This window comes from Streptomyces sp. NPDC086835 (assembly GCF_044745705.1).
Lineage (GTDB): Bacteria > Actinomycetota > Actinomycetes > Streptomycetales > Streptomycetaceae > Streptomyces.
This window is the reverse complement of sequence record NZ_JBIVAU010000018.1, coordinates 39,214-54,223: the sequence shown is the minus strand read 5'-3', so window position 1 is coordinate 54,223 and position 15,010 is coordinate 39,214. Positions and strand designations below refer to the sequence as shown.

The window sequence follows — 15,010 nt, the reverse complement described above, 5'->3', positions numbered from 1 at the left end:
CGCCACCCATGACCGCCAGGCCACCGCCAGAGCACCGCCACCCCGGCGGTGCTGACCGCCACCCGGCAGGGCTGGGTGGCGGTGGGGCGGCGGTGCTCTGGCGGTGCTGGGTGGCGGTCACGAAGCGGACATCTGGGCGGCGGTGAGGTCGGCGAGGCGATAGCCCCGCACACCCTTCGCGCCCTTGTCCGCCGGGACGCCGAGCAGCTTGGTCAGCTGCTTGCCGCGCTCCACCGGCTCGGTTTCCGTGATGCCGAGTGCCGGTGCCAGCTCGGCGGTTGGCATGAATTCCATGCCGTTTTTCCGCATCAGGTCGATGGCCTGCTTGAGCGGTGATTCCGGCGCTTCAGTAAGTACCTTTTGCTGCCGGGTGAGAACGGTGTCGACTACTTCCCAGATGAATTCATCCGCGAAGTTGAATCCACGGAGCAGCGTGGACACACCGTGCGCGAACAGCACACCCTGACCCTTGACGTTCGAGTCGAGGAGTGCAGGGTTGATCGGGGCGACGGTGTCAAAATAGGTGTCACCGAGAGCGACTTTCGCGGTTCCTTCCGATGCCACGTAGAGGCACATGCGGTAGAGGAACTGGTCCCGGACCATGACCGGAATGGCGTTCTGGGCGGGACGTTGGGTCAGCATGACCGTGGCAATACCGGACTCCAGGGCCTTGGCGACCAGGGAGCGTGCCTTGTCCGCCACGCGGCGTGCCTGCTTGATTCCGGTGGGGGTTCCGTCGTCGGCGAAGAAGTCGGCTGCTTCATCGACGATGAAGAACACCGGGCGGAATTTCGGTGCGGGCTGCCGGTTCCGAATGGCTTCCTGGATCTTTCCGTACCGGCGTTCCACGCGCGCATTCAGCTCGTCGAGCATTTCTTCCATGACGGTCGGACTGTCGGACGCCTCGTAGCGAACGGCGATCTTTTCGAACCTGGTCAGCCCGCAGTGTTTTCCGTCGAGCAGGTACAGGTCGAATTCGCCGTATGCGATGAGCAGGCAGGTGATGAGCCCGTTGACCAGCGTGGTTTTGCCCATCTGTGTCATGCCGCCGACGAGGAGCGATGCCTTGTCGAACGTGGGCACGCCGGCCAGTTCGCCGGTGACGTCGTGCCCGATGGGGACGCCGTTGAATGCCTCGATCTGCTGCCGGGTCGGCGCGGTGAACGGGCTGCTGAACGGCGGCTCGTCGAGCACGAGCAGTCGGACCCGGCGCTCGCTGTCGCGGCTGCGGTCGAGCTTGAGGTGTAGGCGGGTGACGCCGAACATGCCGGCGACAGCGCCCAGTTTCCGGTCGACGTCCGCGTAGGTGCGGCCCTCGGGGACCAGGAAGTCGTAGTGCTTCCCGGTCCGTTTCGGGGTGATGGTGACCTCGTCGGCCCGGATGACCTGGTCCCTGCCGATGGCCCCGGCCGTGGTGAGCGCCGCGGTCAGCTCGGCATGCGCGGGGACGGCCTCCGCGGCTGTCTCCAGCTCGCTGGTCGCCCGGGCGGGCGTTTCCTGCCCCAGGGCCACGGACGCCTTGCTCTCGCCCGTCTTGCCTCCACTCTGGCCCGCCTGGAGCCTCGTGATGCCTGTTTGGATCTTCCAGGCGAGGAAGCCGAGTGCGACCAGCGCCCCGGTGGTGAGCAGCACGGTGGCCGGCCAGGACAGGCCGAGCTTGTCCTTGATGGCGGCGAGGACACCGAATGCGATGGCGAGTCCGCCGATCGCGCCTGCGGTCTGTGCGTACAAGTCCTCTTCCTGTGAGGCCTTCTTCTTGGCCACACCCTTTCTCCTTCGCTGGTCATGGGCACGCGTGCCCTCAGTTGTGGGGTGGTGCTCGCCGGGTCTGCTCCCCGGGTCTGCGAGCGTGTGTGGTTCTGCTCGCTCGCCGGGTCACTCGCCGGGGTCTGCACCGTCGACTGCGTGGGTGTTCCGGCAGTCGCAGCGAGGGCCAGCCCACACGGGGGTGCGGGCTGGCCCTCACTGGTGGTGCCGGACGCGCGCTATCAGGCGCCCGCCGCCTCCTCCTCGGCGTCGTCGGGCGTCTCGGATGCCTCGGTGTTCTCCTCGTTGGACATCAGTGCGCCCCACTCGCGGCGCACCCGCTCCGCGCTGCCGACGAAGCCGGCCTCGCGGAACGCGGCCACGGCCTGGCGGTAGGACATCGGCGGGTCCTCGCGGTAGCGCAGGTGGCGCAGGACGAGTCCGAGCTGGGAGTTGGTCAGCTGCTCGCCCGGCACAGGCACCGGCACACCCGACACGGCTGCGACATCCTCGAGCGTGACGGCCTGTGCCGCCCGGTGTGCCGGTTCCTCGTCCGGGTGTGCCGCCTCGCCCTGCTCACCGGCCCTGAGCTGCGTGCCGAGGGTGTGACGGCCACCGGCGTCCGTGCCGGATCCGGCACGCCCGGCCGGGCCGGGCAGCGCGAGTGTGCCGGGTGTCCACGTCTCCAGCTCGGGCAGGGCGATACCCGTGACGGACTCGGGCAGCGCCTTCTTCGCGACCGTCTTTTCGGTGGCCACGGCCTGCTTGTGCAGCCGCTTGGTCATGGACTCCTGCACTCGCAGCACGGACCGGCGGTACGTCGTCTCGGCCATGGCCACCCGCTGCTCCAGCTCCCGCGCGACCTCCAGCAGTTCGATCCGGTGGGCCGCGTCGGCCTCCATCTCCTCCAGCCGGTCGGCGACCTGCTGACGCTTGGCGTCGATCCTCTGCCGGGTCTCGGCGGAGGCGCGGCGCCCGAGCGCGGGAAGCGCGACCCACCAGGCGGTCTTCGCCATGACGATCGCGAGCGGGGTCAGCACCACGGCCAGGTCGACGCCGTGCCTGCCGTCCCGCAGGAGCAGTTCGGCGGTCGGGATGGCGGCGTTGACGGCCGTGAGGGCCAGACCGGCCCAGCGCACACGCCGGGCCCGCTGGCCGTTGTTGCCCGCCAGGACCTCGGTCGCCTGGAAGACCACCCATAGGGCGTCCAGCGCGAAGACGGTCGGCACGGCCCACATCCCGAACTTGGGCTCCAGGATCTGGTAGCTGACGGTCACCGACAGGATGGCCACCGCGAGGGTGACGAGTCCGAGGACGGCGAGCACCATCCCGCGCGGGGAGGGCTCCTTCCAGCTTTTGAACTTGCTCATACTGCTTCTCCTTGTCAGGTCCGGTTCTGCATGTGGGTGAGGTAGGCGTCTTGGAGGCGCTCGAACGTCTCGTGCAGCCGCGCGCCGGTGTCGCAGCGCGTGGTGGCGGTGTCGCGGTTGGCGAGGGTGCAGGGTTCGCAGACCCGTTCATGGCCTGTCAGGTCGCGGGCGGCCGTCTGGTAGCGCTGGTAGAGATCGCGCACCGGGTCAGAGGATGTTGGGCTCGAGCGAGAAGAAGACCGTGCTGCCGCCGGCGAGAGCGGGGTGGGTCTGGACGACGGAGTCGTAGATGGCCCGATACGCCTCGGCGCGGGTGCATCCGGCATGCGGGGTCGCTGTGCTGGAGAAGGTGTCGACCCGCAGGCCGCCCGGAGCAGGGGCCTGGAGCGTGAGGATGTAGTGGTGTGTGCCGGAAGCGGTGTTGGGGGCGTTCTCGGACGTGGTGGGCTGGATGGTCATGGAAGAGCTCCTGACGTGGTCAGAGGCGGCGAGGGCCTGAGCGAAGCGAGGGGTGAAGGTCGGGCACGCGGTGGCCGACCTCCCACGCGGCCGCGGCCGCCAAAGCGGCGGTCGTCAGCAGGGCGCGGGTGATGGGGTGGGTCAGTCCGCGTGTGGTGATGGCCCGGGCCGCCAGGTACTGGAAGGCCTGGGCCACACGTATTGGTCTGTGCACGGGTCACTTGCCGCCGCACTGGCACGGCTCGTGCCGCACCGACTGGTAGGGCCTGCCGTCCGCACCGATCAGGTTGACTACGACCACGCGCGGCGGGTGGCCGCAGGCGCTCACCGGACTGCCGCCGTACAGGTCGCCCTGGCTGGGGAAGGGACGTTGGCCGGGTACGGCTTGCAGACGCCCGTGCACGACCACCTGCCGCACAACGGGCAGGCATCGTTCATCTCAGGCCGATGCAGGACCAAAACGGGCTGGCGCTGGTAGTCGGGCATCATTTCCTGGAGCGTGCGGCGGGTGCGCCGCTCAGCCGAGATCCGGGGGTCGGCCTGGCGGGCCATGCGCGCCAGCAGCGCGCCCACTTCGCGGCCATGGTCGGTGGCCGGTGTGAGGGTGGCGCCGCTGCTCATGCGGCGGCCTCCCATCCGGCGCGGACCCGGCGAGCGGTGCGGATCTGCCGGATCCGGGCGACCAGGCTGCGCACCTCCGCGTTCTGCGCGGCCTGCGCCCTGTCCTGGGCGCGGTGGCCACCGGCCTTGTCCGGGTTCTTGACCGCGGCGCGCCGCAGTTCGACCGCCAGCTCGTCCAGCCGCCGGCCCTCGACATCGCGGTCGGCGTCGACCGCGCCCGCCACGCGCCGGCCCTGGTCGGCGCGGACAGCGGCGAGTTCGGGGCCGGTCAGTCCGCCGCGGACCATGTCGTCGACGTCGGGGCGGCCGTCGCCGTCGCGGAGCGCGAGCTCCTCACACGCGGCACGGACCGGGCAGGCGGAGCACAGGCGCTGCGCGTAGCTGCGGCGGGCCTGCCAGGTGATCTGCGGCTCGCGGTCGCCGCGGAAGAACAGGTCGGGGTCGGCGCCCGTGCACACGGCGGCGGTGTCGACCGCGGTTTGGAGCACGGCCCGGCGTGCCAGCCGGGCCTGGGTGGGTGTCATGCTGTGCATGCGTAGGTCTCCTTGCATTCAGGGTGGGTTGACCTGCGAAGACGAACCCCCGGGGGCGCAATCCCTGGGGGTTCGTCGCGTGCGGAGCCCTGATGGGCTCTGGCTGCTGTCGAGCAGCCACAGCCGCCCCCGACCGGAGTGCGGTCGGGGGCGGCTGTGGTCGTTCGTCGCGGGGTGCGGGTCAGGCGGCGGAAGCGGCCGGGTTCCTCTGCCCGTACCGCTTGCCCAGTTGGGCCTGGCGCCGTTCGTGCGCCTCCACGTCCTGCGGTGCCAGCGGGAGCCGGGGGCCGCGGAACTCGGAGACAGAGTCGGCCGTGTGGATCCGGCAGGCGTTGTTGGCCTCTTCGACCGTCGTGCCGCTGCGCTTGGCTGTCGCCTTCTTCGCGTCAACCGTGGCTTCGCCGCGCCTCGCCCATTCGATTGCGGTGTTCTTCGCGGCCGCGGCAGCGAAGCGGCGCTTCAGTCTGGCTTGCATTCTGGTGAGCTCCTTGCGGGCCCGGTCGCGGCGCGGTTGAGTGCGCAGCAGCTGCTCGTACAGGCTGGCGAGCCGAGCACCGGCGCCGCAGCGGTAACTGCCGTGGCAGCGACCGGCTCCTGCACTAGCGCGGCAGGCCTTGAGGTGGTCGCGGTAGGCGGTGAGCGCGTCGGCAGCGTTCACCGGCGCCGGGCGCATCTGTGCAACCGGCTTGGCCGGGGCCGGGGTGGGCTTGGAGTGCTGGCGGGCGGAACGCCGTCCGGTCGCCGTGCTGTCGGCGGCGAGTAGTCGCTCGGCCCACTGCTCCATGCTGATGTCGATGGTGATGCGCTGTGCGCTGCCGGGGCAGCGACGGCCGCCGCACGGCTTGTCGCCGAAGTAGCGGCGAGGACCGTCGCCCGCGGCGGCTTCGACGGCGCGGTGAGGCATGATCATGGACCGTGCGAGGCGGTGCCAGGACAGGCAGTCAGGGCAGACCGCCATGCGGCGCTCGCCGTCGCGGAGATTGAGGTGCTCGGGCCGCATCTTGCTGGCCTTCAGCGGGGCACGTCCGTTGTGACGCATCTGATGTCGTCTCCCTTGCTGTTGCGGTCTCCGCCGGTCAGGAATAGACAAGGCCGTGCTCCTGGTCGACGGGCAGCGCAACGGCTGCGGGTGGCGCAACTGGCTGCTTCCCTCGGAGGACCGCGTCGTACTCGTCACCCCGGGCCGGCATGTAAGCCGAACAGCCAGACGTATGAAGTTGCGGCACTTCGCAGACCCTTATGTGGAACCAGCGCGAGCCTTGCACACAATGTGCAGCCATGTGTATAAGGTTGTCAAGGAGGTGCAGCCGATGAGCGACTCGAATGTCCTGGTGGTACTCAGGGAGCTGGTGTGCTCCACTAGGTGCAGCTTGCACAACCTGGTACACAAGGGAGGCCCACCGTTGGGCGACCAAATCGGGCAGCCGGAGTACCGCCGCCTCATGCAGGATTTGCGCCGTCAGATCGCAGAAGGACGACTCGCCATTGGGGAGCCGATCCCCTCGACCGTGAGCCTTGGTCAGCAGTATGGCGTCTCCAGCACCGTCGTTCGACGGGCAGTGAGCGAACTTCGGGCCGAGGGCCTTCTGTACGGACACCCCGGCAAGGGAGTGTTTGTGAAGGCTAGACCTGAGGAGGTCGCGACCGAGAAGCAGGTACTCGAACACCTCGCCTCCGGGCTCGCTGACGTCCAGTCCAAGGTCGAGGGTCTTCAGACAGCCGACGCTGAGACGCTCGAGGCATTCCGCCGGGAGCTAGCCGACCTGCGTCGCGTCGTCGCCGTCTTGCAGACCCAGTTGATTGACCTCTACGGAAGGATGGGGCAGCCGTATCCGCGGGACTCTGCACCTCTCAGGGACAGCTCAAGCGGGACGGAGCAACGTCGGGCCACTAATGCCTGACTTCATGACGCGAGGGGGAGTTCAGAATGTCTGGCGCCGAAGTCGTATCCCTTCACGGCCGAACGTCTTATCGGCCGGATCTGGGACAATTGGCCCGGAATCAGCTGGCAGCGGCCCGGGCTGCGAAGGGTTTGCCGAGCGACGAGTTCGCCGCCCTGCTCGCCACCATGCTGGGATGGCCGGTTGGGGCAGAACAGGTTGACGCGTGGGAAACCAGCGCAGTACCTCCGGGGGACGTTCTCGTAGCCGCAGAACTGCTGGTACGTCAGGCTTCGCCTGCTTTCACTGACGGCACTGATGCCCTAACCCAGATCGTCGGTGACCGTTTCTCGGACCTCATCGGTGTCTACGCGAGCCGATCAGAGTTCCAGGCGAAGGTGCCTCCCACCGAACTTCTCGACAGCGCCCAAGACATCCGGGTCGCTGGCCTTTCATTGAACCTGCTGTGCCAGACATACTCGGAAGCTCGCCTGCGCGACATCATCGAGGCTGGCGCAAGCGTGACCTGCCTGTTCCTCAAGCCCTACGGTCGTTTTATCGCTCAGCGCGAGAGCGAGGAAGGCTACCCGGAGGGCCGGCTGTCCGCCCTTACTGCCATGAACCTCACGATCATGGAGGAGCGGGTGGCTGGTCGCCTTTCGCCTGAAGCCGCTGAGCGCCTGCGGATCGGCGTATATGACGAGCCGATCCGTTTCAACATCCTGCTCGTCGACTCCCAGCTGTGCGTGGCTCAGCCGTACTTGCCCGAGGTCCGCGGCGTCGACTCACCGACGCTCCTGATTCGGAAGCGTCGCGCTGCTGGCGGCCTGTACAGCACCTTCGATCAAATCTTTTCGACTCTATGGGAAAGGCGCGAGGGTTGACCCTTGACATGCAGGCGCTCCTGGCCATCGGCTCCTCGGCTGTCGACCAGGCTGTCGCCGTTGTAAGAGAGACGACGGTCGGTCAGGTCACTGACAAGGGAGACCGCGACATGGTGTCTGCCCTCGATCTGGCCGTAGAGGACAGGGTGCGTAGCTTCCTGAAGAAGGAGACGCCCGAGATCGGGTTCCTCGGAGAGGAACGTGGCGGAGAAAACATCGCCGGCGCCGACCTGACGTGGGCACTCGATCCGGTGGACGGCACAGCCAATCTCGTTCACGGGCTTCCGCTATGCGGGGTGTCTCTTGGCTTGGTGCAAGGAGATCGCTCCGTCTTGGGCATCATCGACCTCCCGTTTCTTCAGCGCCGTTTCCACGCCGCTGAAGGAAACGGCGCCTACTGCGGGAACAGCCGTCTGAAGACAAGCGACACCAGGGCGCTCGAATCCGCCATCGTTTCGATCGGCGACTATGCAGTTGGTGGTGCAGCGAGAGAGCGGAACAGAAGCCGGCTCGCAGTAACAAGTCTGCTCGCTGAACGAGCCCTCCGTGTCCGAATGTTCGGGTCCGCCGCTATCGATCTGGTTTGGGCAGCTTCCGGCAAAGTCGATGCCACGATTGCTATGAGCAACCACCCCTGGGACATGGCGGCCGGCGTCTGCATCGCCCGCGAGGCCGGCTGCGCGGTGATGGATGCGGATGGAATGGCCCACACCGTGAACTCCACGGAAACCATCACAGCCGCGCCAGGCCTACGCAATGCAGTGCTGAAGCTGCTCAAGGACAGCAGGAGCCTGACGTGAAGGCGACACGCCGGTTCACGGACGCTCACTGGTTGACGCAGCAGGAAGTAGCTGAGGGCATCGGCGTGCATCGGATCCAGGTAGTGGGGTGGGAGAGCGGCCAGGCAGAACCGCGCAATCCTCGCCGCCGCGCTTATGCTCACCTGCTCGCAGGCTTCGCTGCACAGCACTCCGAGGTGCCGTGGACCACGAAACGTGCGGAGCTCTGCTAGTGACTGCCTCTTCTGCTCAGCCACCGTAGAAATGGCGGAGCCGCCTTGTCCTGGCAGGGACTCAGCGGCTCCTTAGCAATCGACTCGCACGCCCACTACAGCTCCGAGTCGTGTCCGGTGAGGTGACCTCGCCGGGGGTGATGCCCGTGGACCCGGTGGGTCCACGTGGTCACTTGTACCCAGAATAGGCGTCCCGCCTCGCGGGATGCCACCACCTGGGTCCCTTGTCAGGTCACATCGTCTGGTCGCGACTCCCCTACAAAGGGGAGAAAACCACCCATGCACCGCCAGCTCCGCCGTCGCTGGCCGTTTGCCGCGGCGCCTGGCTCACACACCCCGCCGGTGACTACGAACGCTCGCTCCGGCATGCCCACCATCGTTTCGCCGGCCGCCGGGGTGGTGGCCTGATGACCGCTCCCGGAAGGGACGAGGCTGCCGAGGAACTGGAGTTCGTCGGCGATGTCACCGACTACTGGTCTTACACCCAGGTCCGCGACTGGGTCCTGCTCAGGCCCGGCATGACGCGGACCGCGCTCCACCTTTACCTGTTGCTGCGCGCGATGGTCTCTGAGACGGCGAGGCGGACCGGCGGCGGCCTGCGCAGGATGTCTCTGGACCAGCTGTGCTACCTGCTGCCCGGCGTCAACGACAAGTCCGCCAGCCTGACCATGGTCAAGGACGCGCTGCGTCTGCTCGACGAACACGGCCTGGTGGTGAATCCCGAGGGTGGCCGCCTGGTCACCTCGACGGGCAAGGGCGGCATCCAGAACAGCTTCCGCAAGTACCAGGTCAATGATCTGCCCCCAGACGAGTACGTGGGCTGGCGCAACGTGTGGGACAAGCTCGACGCCTACACCCCCGACTGGAGAGACAACCCTGCCGTACCTCCCGCACACACCCGCACCGGGGACGGCGTCCACCAGCACCCTGGTCGGAAATCCGACTCTCGAACCGACCAGGTGCGCAGCGGTGAAACCGCAGGTCGCTTCGACGGTCGGAAATCCGACGAGTCTGGACGGAAATCCGACCGGACTGGACGGAAAATAGACGCGTGCAAGCCTGTGACCAGTGAAAACGCGGTCCCCAAAGAAACCCCCCAAAGAAGTTCTTCTCTCTCTTCTGCACCTGCCGTCACAGCGGCGCCCGCCGCTCGAGCGGAGACCGAGACGGAGAAACGAGGAGAGAGCTCGGCTGCGCCGGAAACCACCACCGCCGCCGCCCCGGTGGCTGGTGCCTCGGCCTGCACCCCGGTGGTGGAGGCATGGACAAACGGCATGAGGGCCGGCGGCCGTCCGTTCCTGCCGAAACGCGCGGCCGCCATCAGCGCCGAGGCAACCGAGCTTCTGGCCGCCGGTGCCGATCTTGACCACCTGTGCCGGGTGGCCGAGTGGATGGGTCGGATGAAGCCGACCTGGAAGGTCCTCGAGGACGCGATGACGTGGCCCGAGGCACCGCAGCCGAGGACCCGCGTCTCACGCGGTGGACGCAGCAGTATTCGGGCGCAGGATGTTGCGGCGTGTCAGGTGTGCGACACCTACGGGCAGATCGAGCGGGACGGCCGGGTCCGGATGTGCCGGCACGACGGCGAGATTGTGCAGGAGCCGACCGCGTTGCCGCAGCAGTCCGCGGCCCCGGCACCGGCCCCGTCGCAGGGGAACCTCGGGGACCTGCTGCGCTCGATGCGCCAGCCCGCGATCTGACCCGCACGCAAGAGCGGCGCCCGGATTCCTTGGCCGGGCCGGACGCCGCACGACCTCACGGAGAGATCACTCATGACTCTAGTCCCGCATCAGCACACCCCGACCAGCGACAGCAACGACGAGGGCCTCTTGCGGATGCCACCGCAGGCACTGGAAGCCGAGAGGTCGGTCCTGGGCAGCATGATGCTGTCCAAGCAGGCCGCGATCGACTGCCAGGACACCCTCGAACCCGAGGACTACTACCGGCCCGCCCACGAGCTCATCCACCGGGCGATCCTCGACCTGCATGCCAAGGGCGAGCCGTGTGACCCGATCCAGCTCACCGCCGAGCTCACCCGATCCGGCGACCTCGCCCGCGTCGGCGGCGCCCCCTACATCCACGACCTGGTCCAGGCCGTCGACACCCCCGCCAACGGCGAATACCACGCCGTCATCGTGCGGGAGAAGGCCATCCTGCGGCGCCTGGTCGAAGCCGGCGTGGCCATCACCCAGTCCGGCTACGACGGCCAGGGCGACGTCGACGACCTCGTCGCCGCCGCGGCCACGCACATCGCCCACGTGGTCGAAGGCACCGGAAAGGACGACGACTTCGTCACCCCCAACCAGACCATGGAAGGCACCCTCGACCTGATCGACCGGGGCAAGAACGGCGGCATGACCGGCCTGTCGACCGGCTTCATCGACCTCGACTCCCTCACCAGCGGACTCCAACCCGGCCAGATGATCGTCGTCGCAGGCCGACCCGGCATGGGCAAGTCCACCTTCGCCATGGACGTCGTCCGCGCCTGCGCCATCAAGCAGAACGTCCCCGCCGCCTTCATCTCCCTGGAAATGGGCATCGACGAGCTCAACATGCGCCTGCTGTCCGCCGAATCCCGCGTCGCCCTGCACCACCTGCGCTCCGGAACCACCACCGACGACGACTGGGCCCGCATGGCCCGCACCCTGCCCCGGATCACCGCAGCCCCGCTCTACATCAACGAGTCCGCCAACAACTTCGGCACCATCCAGGCCAAGCTGCGCCGCCTGAAGTCCCGCTGCCCCGCCCTCGGCCTCGTCGTCATCGACTACCTGCAACTGATCACCCTCGGCGGCCGCCGACCCGAATCCCGCGAACGCGAGGTCTCCGAAATCAGCACCGGCATCAAACGCCTCGCCAAGGAGCTCCAACTGCCCATCATCGCCCTGGCCCAGCTCAACCGCGGCCCCGAGATGCGGGCCGACAAACGCCCCACCAAAGCCGACCTGCGCGAGTCCGGCTCCCTCGAACAGGACGCGGACATCGTGGCGCTGCTCTACCGCGACGACGCCTACGAACCCGAATCCCCGCGCGCCGGCGAGGTCGACCTCATCATCGACAAGCACCGGAACGGCCCCACCGCCACGATCACCGTGGCGGCTCAGCTGCACTACAGCCGCTTCGTGGACATGGCCCAGACCTGAACACGAGTGGAAACGGCACGACAAGGCGCCTGAGCGCCCCTCTGGCTGGCGATCACCCGCCCTCGGGGCCCCTTGCGTTCGGGTCGGGTGATCGGCTCTCAGTGGCCCGTACAGGCGATCTTCAGTACGGAGCCAATCGACTCCACCGGCCGCAACTACTAGGTTTCCAAACGGAGGTTCGAATTTTGAAGTTACGAGAAGCGATCGGAACCCGGCGAATACCGGGCTGTGCTCCCCGGTGCCCTGGAGATGTGGGCATCGTTAGGCAGCACACGCCGGCCCCGGGCGGCGTGACCACGTGCATGGCAGCAGGAGGAGACCGGTGAGCGACCGCAGCGCCATCGAATGGACCGAGGCGACCTGGAACCCGACCACAGGCTGCGACCGCGTCTCCTCTGGCTGCGACAACTGCTACGCCCTCACGCTCGCGAGACGGCTGAAGGCGATGGGCGCGGCGAAGTACCAGAACGACGGCGACTCGCGTACCTCCGGTCCGGGCTTCGACGTCACGCTGCACCCTGACGCACTGGATGTGCCGTATGGCTGGAAGAGCCCGCGGGTGGTGTTCGTGAACTCCATGTCCGACCTGTTCCATGCCCGCGTGCCGCTCGACTTCGTCCGCCAGGTCTTCCAGGTCATGGCCGACACACCGCAGCACACCTATCAGGTCCTGACCAAGCGGGCCCGGCGCCTGCGGCAGGTCGCCCCGAAGCTCGAGTGGCCCGCCAATCTCTGGATGGGCGTCTCCGTGGAAACGGAGAACGAGCTCGGGCGGGTCGACGACCTGCGCGACGTCCCGGCGGCCGTGCGGTTCCTGTCATGCGAACCGTTGCTCGGCCCGCTGACCGGCCTGAACCTGGAGGGCATCCATTGGGTCATCGCCGGCGGCGAGTCGGGCCCACGTCACCGTCCCCTGGACGAGGCCTGGGTCACCGAGATCCGCGACGCTTGCCAGGACGCCGGCGTCGCCTTCTTCTTCAAGCAATGGGGCGGCCGCACGCCGAAGGCAGGCGGCCGCACCCTCGACGGCCGTACGTGGGACCAGATGCCGTTGCCGACAGCAGCGTGAGCCGGTGCTGCAAAAAGCAGAGCAGGGGTGCCCCCGCGCAAGCCGGGGGCACCCCTGCCAACGGGCCGATCAGTACCGTCGCCAGGAAAGCCACGGCCGCTACGTCACCGCTTCCTGACCACCGGGCTGTTCCCCGCGACCGAGAGCCGCGGGGAACAGCCCGCAGCTCGTTCAGGCCGCCGCCTGACCGACTGGGTAAACCACGATCTCGCGTATCCTGCGCACCCCTACACCGTTGCTTGGCGTCTTGCCCTCCTCGTGAAGAAGCTGCACCGCTCGGCGTACCACAGGCTCGGTGACCTGCCCGTAGTAGCGGCCGAAGATCTCCAGGGTGTGGTCGACCAGCTTGACCGGACGCCGGGTGCGCAACAGCAACTCCTCCAGGTTGGCTGCGATCTCCGGCACGGCCTTCTTCTCGATCTCTTTCGGGTCCGGACGCATCACCGACGCGAGCGAGAACAGCATGTCGTCGCTCTCCTCACGCAGTTCCAGCGTCTGCCACCACTCGTCCCGAGCGCGGGCGACACTGTCACCGAACACCCAAAGCCCATACGGACTGCGCGTGGCAAACACCAGCCGGTAGACCGCCCGCTTACGCGGCGAGTGCGACACAGGCACCGACTGGACGAACATGCCCGTACGCCGCTCGAGGCGCCGGGCGTACTCGGCTGCCACCGCCTCGATCGCGTCCTCCGCCGCGCCGTCCTTCCCGCGCGCGGCAGACGCATCCGCGAAGTACTCGCGCCACCAGGTGCCCCCACACACCTCGTCGAACCGCTGCAGCGACTTCTCGTTCCCCTTCGGAGAACGGACATGACCGCCCAGCCGCCACACGGCCATCATGCTGAAGTTCATCAACAGCTCGGTCGCCGGCCGCCTCTGCGGCCGGCGCCGCGCCAGCACGTCCACGAGCCGATCCTGCGCCAGGCACAAACCGCATGGATCCAGGAAGAGGAATAACGGCCCCCGCACCGCACGCTCGACCACGTCATCGAGAACGCCATCGACCTCACCGTGATGCGCGTGCGCCTGCACGCCGCCTGCCCGGTACGTCTGCACGACCTCCTGTAACCGTGCGAACGACTTCGCCTGCTGCTCCGCGAAGAAGCACTCCAGGTTCAGACCGTGCTTGGCCCGGTGGTGGGAGGCGACACGCAGAGCGATCTCTGCCGACGCCGGCTCTCCGTTCTCGTACCGACCCTCCCCTGCGTACCCATCGAGGTAGACCACACGCTTGTCACGCGACTGCGTGCCCGTCATCCCGCCGAACTGCGGCAGATACCGCTTGAGCAGCTGATGCTTGAACACACTCGGCAGCGCCTTGTCCGCCCAGTAGTCCCCGCCTGTTCCCGACGACATAGCCCCCACCCCACAGTCATGTCGGTACACGTCTCGTTACAGATGGTGAAGCGCTGTGGAAAGGCCAGGCAAGACCGCCCTTCCCGCAGGTAGGCTGCCTCTCACCGGACCGCAGGGGCGGGCCGCCACGGGGAGGGCGCGTGGACGGGGAACTGATCACCGCGAGCGCGGCGGTCGCCGTCAGTGTGGTCGGCGCCGGGTATGCCGGCTGGCAGGCACACATCGCTAGTAGGGCAGCCCGATCAGCGGAAGCGCAGGCACGGTCGGCAGAAGCCCAGGCACGGTCGGCGGAGGAGCAGGCGCGGGCAGCCGAAGAACAGGTCGCCCTGATGCGCCGGCAACTCGAAGCCGACGAGGCAGCGCGGCACGAGGCCGGCGGGCCGAACTTCTCCCTGTCTTTCGACCGGAGCAGGCACAATCCAACGCTGCAGCAAAGAGTGGCCGTGCTCAAGCTGAAGCAGGAGGACGGGCCAGCACTGGAGTTCGTGCGCATCAGCGTGAGTGGGACCGGTGTCGCCGGGCTCCTCATCACGCTGGGTAGGATCGGTGAGCCCGATGCCGAACAGGACCTGGGGCCGATGGCGCAAGGAGCCGTCAAGGACGTCCATGTCGTGCTCGAACACTCCGCCCCGGACGACGGGGCCACCGCCCGGCTCAGCATTCGCTGCGACGCTGGGACCGGTGCGCCCTGGCGCCGCGACTACTCGTGCGACATCTACAGGCGGCGCTCGTTCGGCGGCGCCTACGGCCTCTAGGGCTATGCCCCAGCGCGAGCTTCAGATGTCAGGTGTGGGGGAGAGTAGACGTCGTTTACGGTGCTGCCCGGCTGTGTCGTTCGAGCCACGCCAACAGTGCATCCCGCCCCTCGGAGAAGGTCACGTCCCACGCATCCATCAGATGTTGAACGCCTGCTAGCCAGCGGGCCCTACCTGTG

The 15,010-nt window shown here is 67.7% G+C and carries 16 protein-coding genes; 7 read left to right on the top strand and 9 right to left on the bottom strand.

The window, feature by feature from the left end; all coding sequences use genetic code 11:
• Positions 1–117: 117 nt before the first annotated feature.
• The 8 genes from ACIPJI_RS34935 to ACIPJI_RS34900 form a co-directional block, all read right to left on the bottom strand.
• Positions 118–1,632 carry an FtsK/SpoIIIE domain-containing protein gene (locus ACIPJI_RS34935; RefSeq protein ID WP_402250949.1) on the bottom strand — a complete coding sequence of 505 codons (1,515 nt, stop codon included), beginning with the start codon at positions 1,630–1,632 and terminating at the stop codon, positions 118–120.
• 356 nt (positions 1,633–1,988) lie between these two features.
• Positions 1,989–3,116: a hypothetical protein gene (locus tag ACIPJI_RS34930; protein ID WP_402250947.1), complete on the bottom strand. Its 1,128-nt coding sequence runs from the start codon at positions 3,114–3,116 to the stop codon at positions 1,989–1,991.
• A 14-nt stretch (positions 3,117–3,130) separates the two neighbouring features.
• On the bottom strand, positions 3,131–3,319 hold the full coding sequence (locus ACIPJI_RS34925; RefSeq protein ID WP_402250946.1) for a hypothetical protein: 189 nt from the start codon (positions 3,317–3,319) through the stop codon (positions 3,131–3,133).
• A 4-nt stretch (positions 3,320–3,323) separates the two neighbouring features.
• Positions 3,324–3,575: a hypothetical protein gene (locus ACIPJI_RS34920; protein ID WP_402250944.1), complete on the bottom strand. Its 252-nt coding sequence runs from the start codon at positions 3,573–3,575 to the stop codon at positions 3,324–3,326.
• Positions 3,576–3,594: 19 nt separating this feature from the next.
• On the bottom strand, positions 3,595–3,771 hold the full coding sequence (locus tag ACIPJI_RS34915; RefSeq protein ID WP_402250942.1) for a hypothetical protein: 177 nt from the start codon (positions 3,769–3,771) through the stop codon (positions 3,595–3,597).
• A gap of 128 nt (positions 3,772–3,899) precedes the next feature.
• Complete coding sequence (locus tag ACIPJI_RS34910; RefSeq protein WP_402250941.1) at positions 3,900–4,196, bottom strand: hypothetical protein; 297 nt, start codon at positions 4,194–4,196, stop codon at positions 3,900–3,902.
• Positions 4,193–4,729, bottom strand: coding sequence for a WhiB family transcriptional regulator (locus tag ACIPJI_RS34905; protein WP_402250939.1), 537 nt, complete (start codon positions 4,727–4,729; stop codon positions 4,193–4,195). The genes ACIPJI_RS34910 and ACIPJI_RS34905 overlap by 4 nt, the downstream gene beginning before the upstream one ends.
• Positions 4,730–4,910: 181 nt before the next feature.
• On the bottom strand, positions 4,911–5,768 hold the full coding sequence (locus ACIPJI_RS34900; RefSeq protein ID WP_402250937.1) for a hypothetical protein: 858 nt from the start codon (positions 5,766–5,768) through the stop codon (positions 4,911–4,913).
• Between the two features lie 271 nt (positions 5,769–6,039).
• Between ACIPJI_RS34900 and ACIPJI_RS34895 the strand changes: the two genes are divergently transcribed.
• From ACIPJI_RS34895 to ACIPJI_RS34870, 6 genes are all read left to right on the top strand, one after another.
• Positions 6,040–6,630 carry a GntR family transcriptional regulator gene (locus ACIPJI_RS34895; protein ID WP_356625113.1) on the top strand — a complete coding sequence of 197 codons (591 nt, stop codon included), beginning with the start codon at positions 6,040–6,042 and terminating at the stop codon, positions 6,628–6,630.
• A 26-nt stretch (positions 6,631–6,656) separates the two neighbouring features.
• Complete coding sequence (locus tag ACIPJI_RS34890) at positions 6,657–7,493, top strand: DUF5919 domain-containing protein (RefSeq protein ID WP_356625114.1); 837 nt, start codon at positions 6,657–6,659, stop codon at positions 7,491–7,493.
• Positions 7,490–8,293, top strand: coding sequence for an inositol monophosphatase family protein (locus tag ACIPJI_RS34885; protein ID WP_402250935.1), 804 nt, complete (start codon positions 7,490–7,492; stop codon positions 8,291–8,293). Before ACIPJI_RS34890 ends, ACIPJI_RS34885 begins: the two co-directional genes overlap by 4 nt.
• A 619-nt stretch (positions 8,294–8,912) precedes the next feature.
• Positions 8,913–10,205, top strand: a complete 1,293-nt coding sequence (locus ACIPJI_RS34880) for a hypothetical protein (protein ID WP_402250933.1) — start codon at positions 8,913–8,915, stop codon at positions 10,203–10,205.
• Between the two features lie 72 nt (positions 10,206–10,277).
• A complete protein-coding gene (dnaB, locus tag ACIPJI_RS34875) occupies positions 10,278–11,648 on the top strand; it encodes a replicative DNA helicase (RefSeq protein WP_402250931.1) in 1,371 nt (456 codons plus the stop codon).
• A 322-nt stretch (positions 11,649–11,970) separates the two neighbouring features.
• Positions 11,971–12,717 carry a DUF5131 family protein gene (locus tag ACIPJI_RS34870; protein ID WP_402250929.1) on the top strand — a complete coding sequence of 249 codons (747 nt, stop codon included), beginning with the start codon at positions 11,971–11,973 and terminating at the stop codon, positions 12,715–12,717.
• A gap of 171 nt (positions 12,718–12,888) precedes the next feature.
• Here the strand turns inward: ACIPJI_RS34870 and tcmP are convergent, their stop codons facing one another.
• Positions 12,889–14,076, bottom strand: coding sequence for a three-Cys-motif partner protein TcmP (gene tcmP / locus ACIPJI_RS34865; protein ID WP_402250925.1), 1,188 nt, complete (start codon positions 14,074–14,076; stop codon positions 12,889–12,891).
• A 140-nt stretch (positions 14,077–14,216) separates the two neighbouring features.
• On the opposite strand from tcmP, the gene ACIPJI_RS34860 reads away from it, so the two are divergent.
• Positions 14,217–14,831 (top strand): hypothetical protein, encoded by a 615-nt coding sequence (locus tag ACIPJI_RS34860; RefSeq protein ID WP_402250923.1) that lies wholly within the window; start codon positions 14,217–14,219, stop codon positions 14,829–14,831.
• Positions 14,832–15,010: the final 179 nt, after the last annotated feature.

Coding starts and splice junctions, on each gene's coding strand:
- ACIPJI_RS34930 (WP_402250947.1), bottom strand. CDS start 3,116: ATGAGCAAGTTCAAAAGCTGGAAGGAGCCCTCCCCGCGCGGGATGGTG.
- ACIPJI_RS34920 (WP_402250944.1), bottom strand. CDS start 3,575: ATGACCATCCAGCCCACCACGTCCGAGAACGCCCCCAACACCGCTTCC.
- ACIPJI_RS34910 (WP_402250941.1), bottom strand. CDS start 4,196: ATGAGCAGCGGCGCCACCCTCACACCGGCCACCGACCATGGCCGCGAA.
- ACIPJI_RS34905 (WP_402250939.1), bottom strand. CDS start 4,729: ATGCACAGCATGACACCCACCCAGGCCCGGCTGGCACGCCGGGCCGTG.
- ACIPJI_RS34900 (WP_402250937.1), bottom strand. CDS start 5,768: ATGCGTCACAACGGACGTGCCCCGCTGAAGGCCAGCAAGATGCGGCCC.
- ACIPJI_RS34895 (WP_356625113.1), top strand. CDS start 6,040: ATGAGCGACTCGAATGTCCTGGTGGTACTCAGGGAGCTGGTGTGCTCC.
- ACIPJI_RS34890 (WP_356625114.1), top strand. CDS start 6,657: ATGTCTGGCGCCGAAGTCGTATCCCTTCACGGCCGAACGTCTTATCGG.
- ACIPJI_RS34880 (WP_402250933.1), top strand. CDS start 8,913: ATGACCGCTCCCGGAAGGGACGAGGCTGCCGAGGAACTGGAGTTCGTC.
- dnaB (WP_402250931.1), top strand. CDS start 10,278: ATGACTCTAGTCCCGCATCAGCACACCCCGACCAGCGACAGCAACGAC.
- tcmP (WP_402250925.1), bottom strand. CDS start 14,076: ATGTCGTCGGGAACAGGCGGGGACTACTGGGCGGACAAGGCGCTGCCG.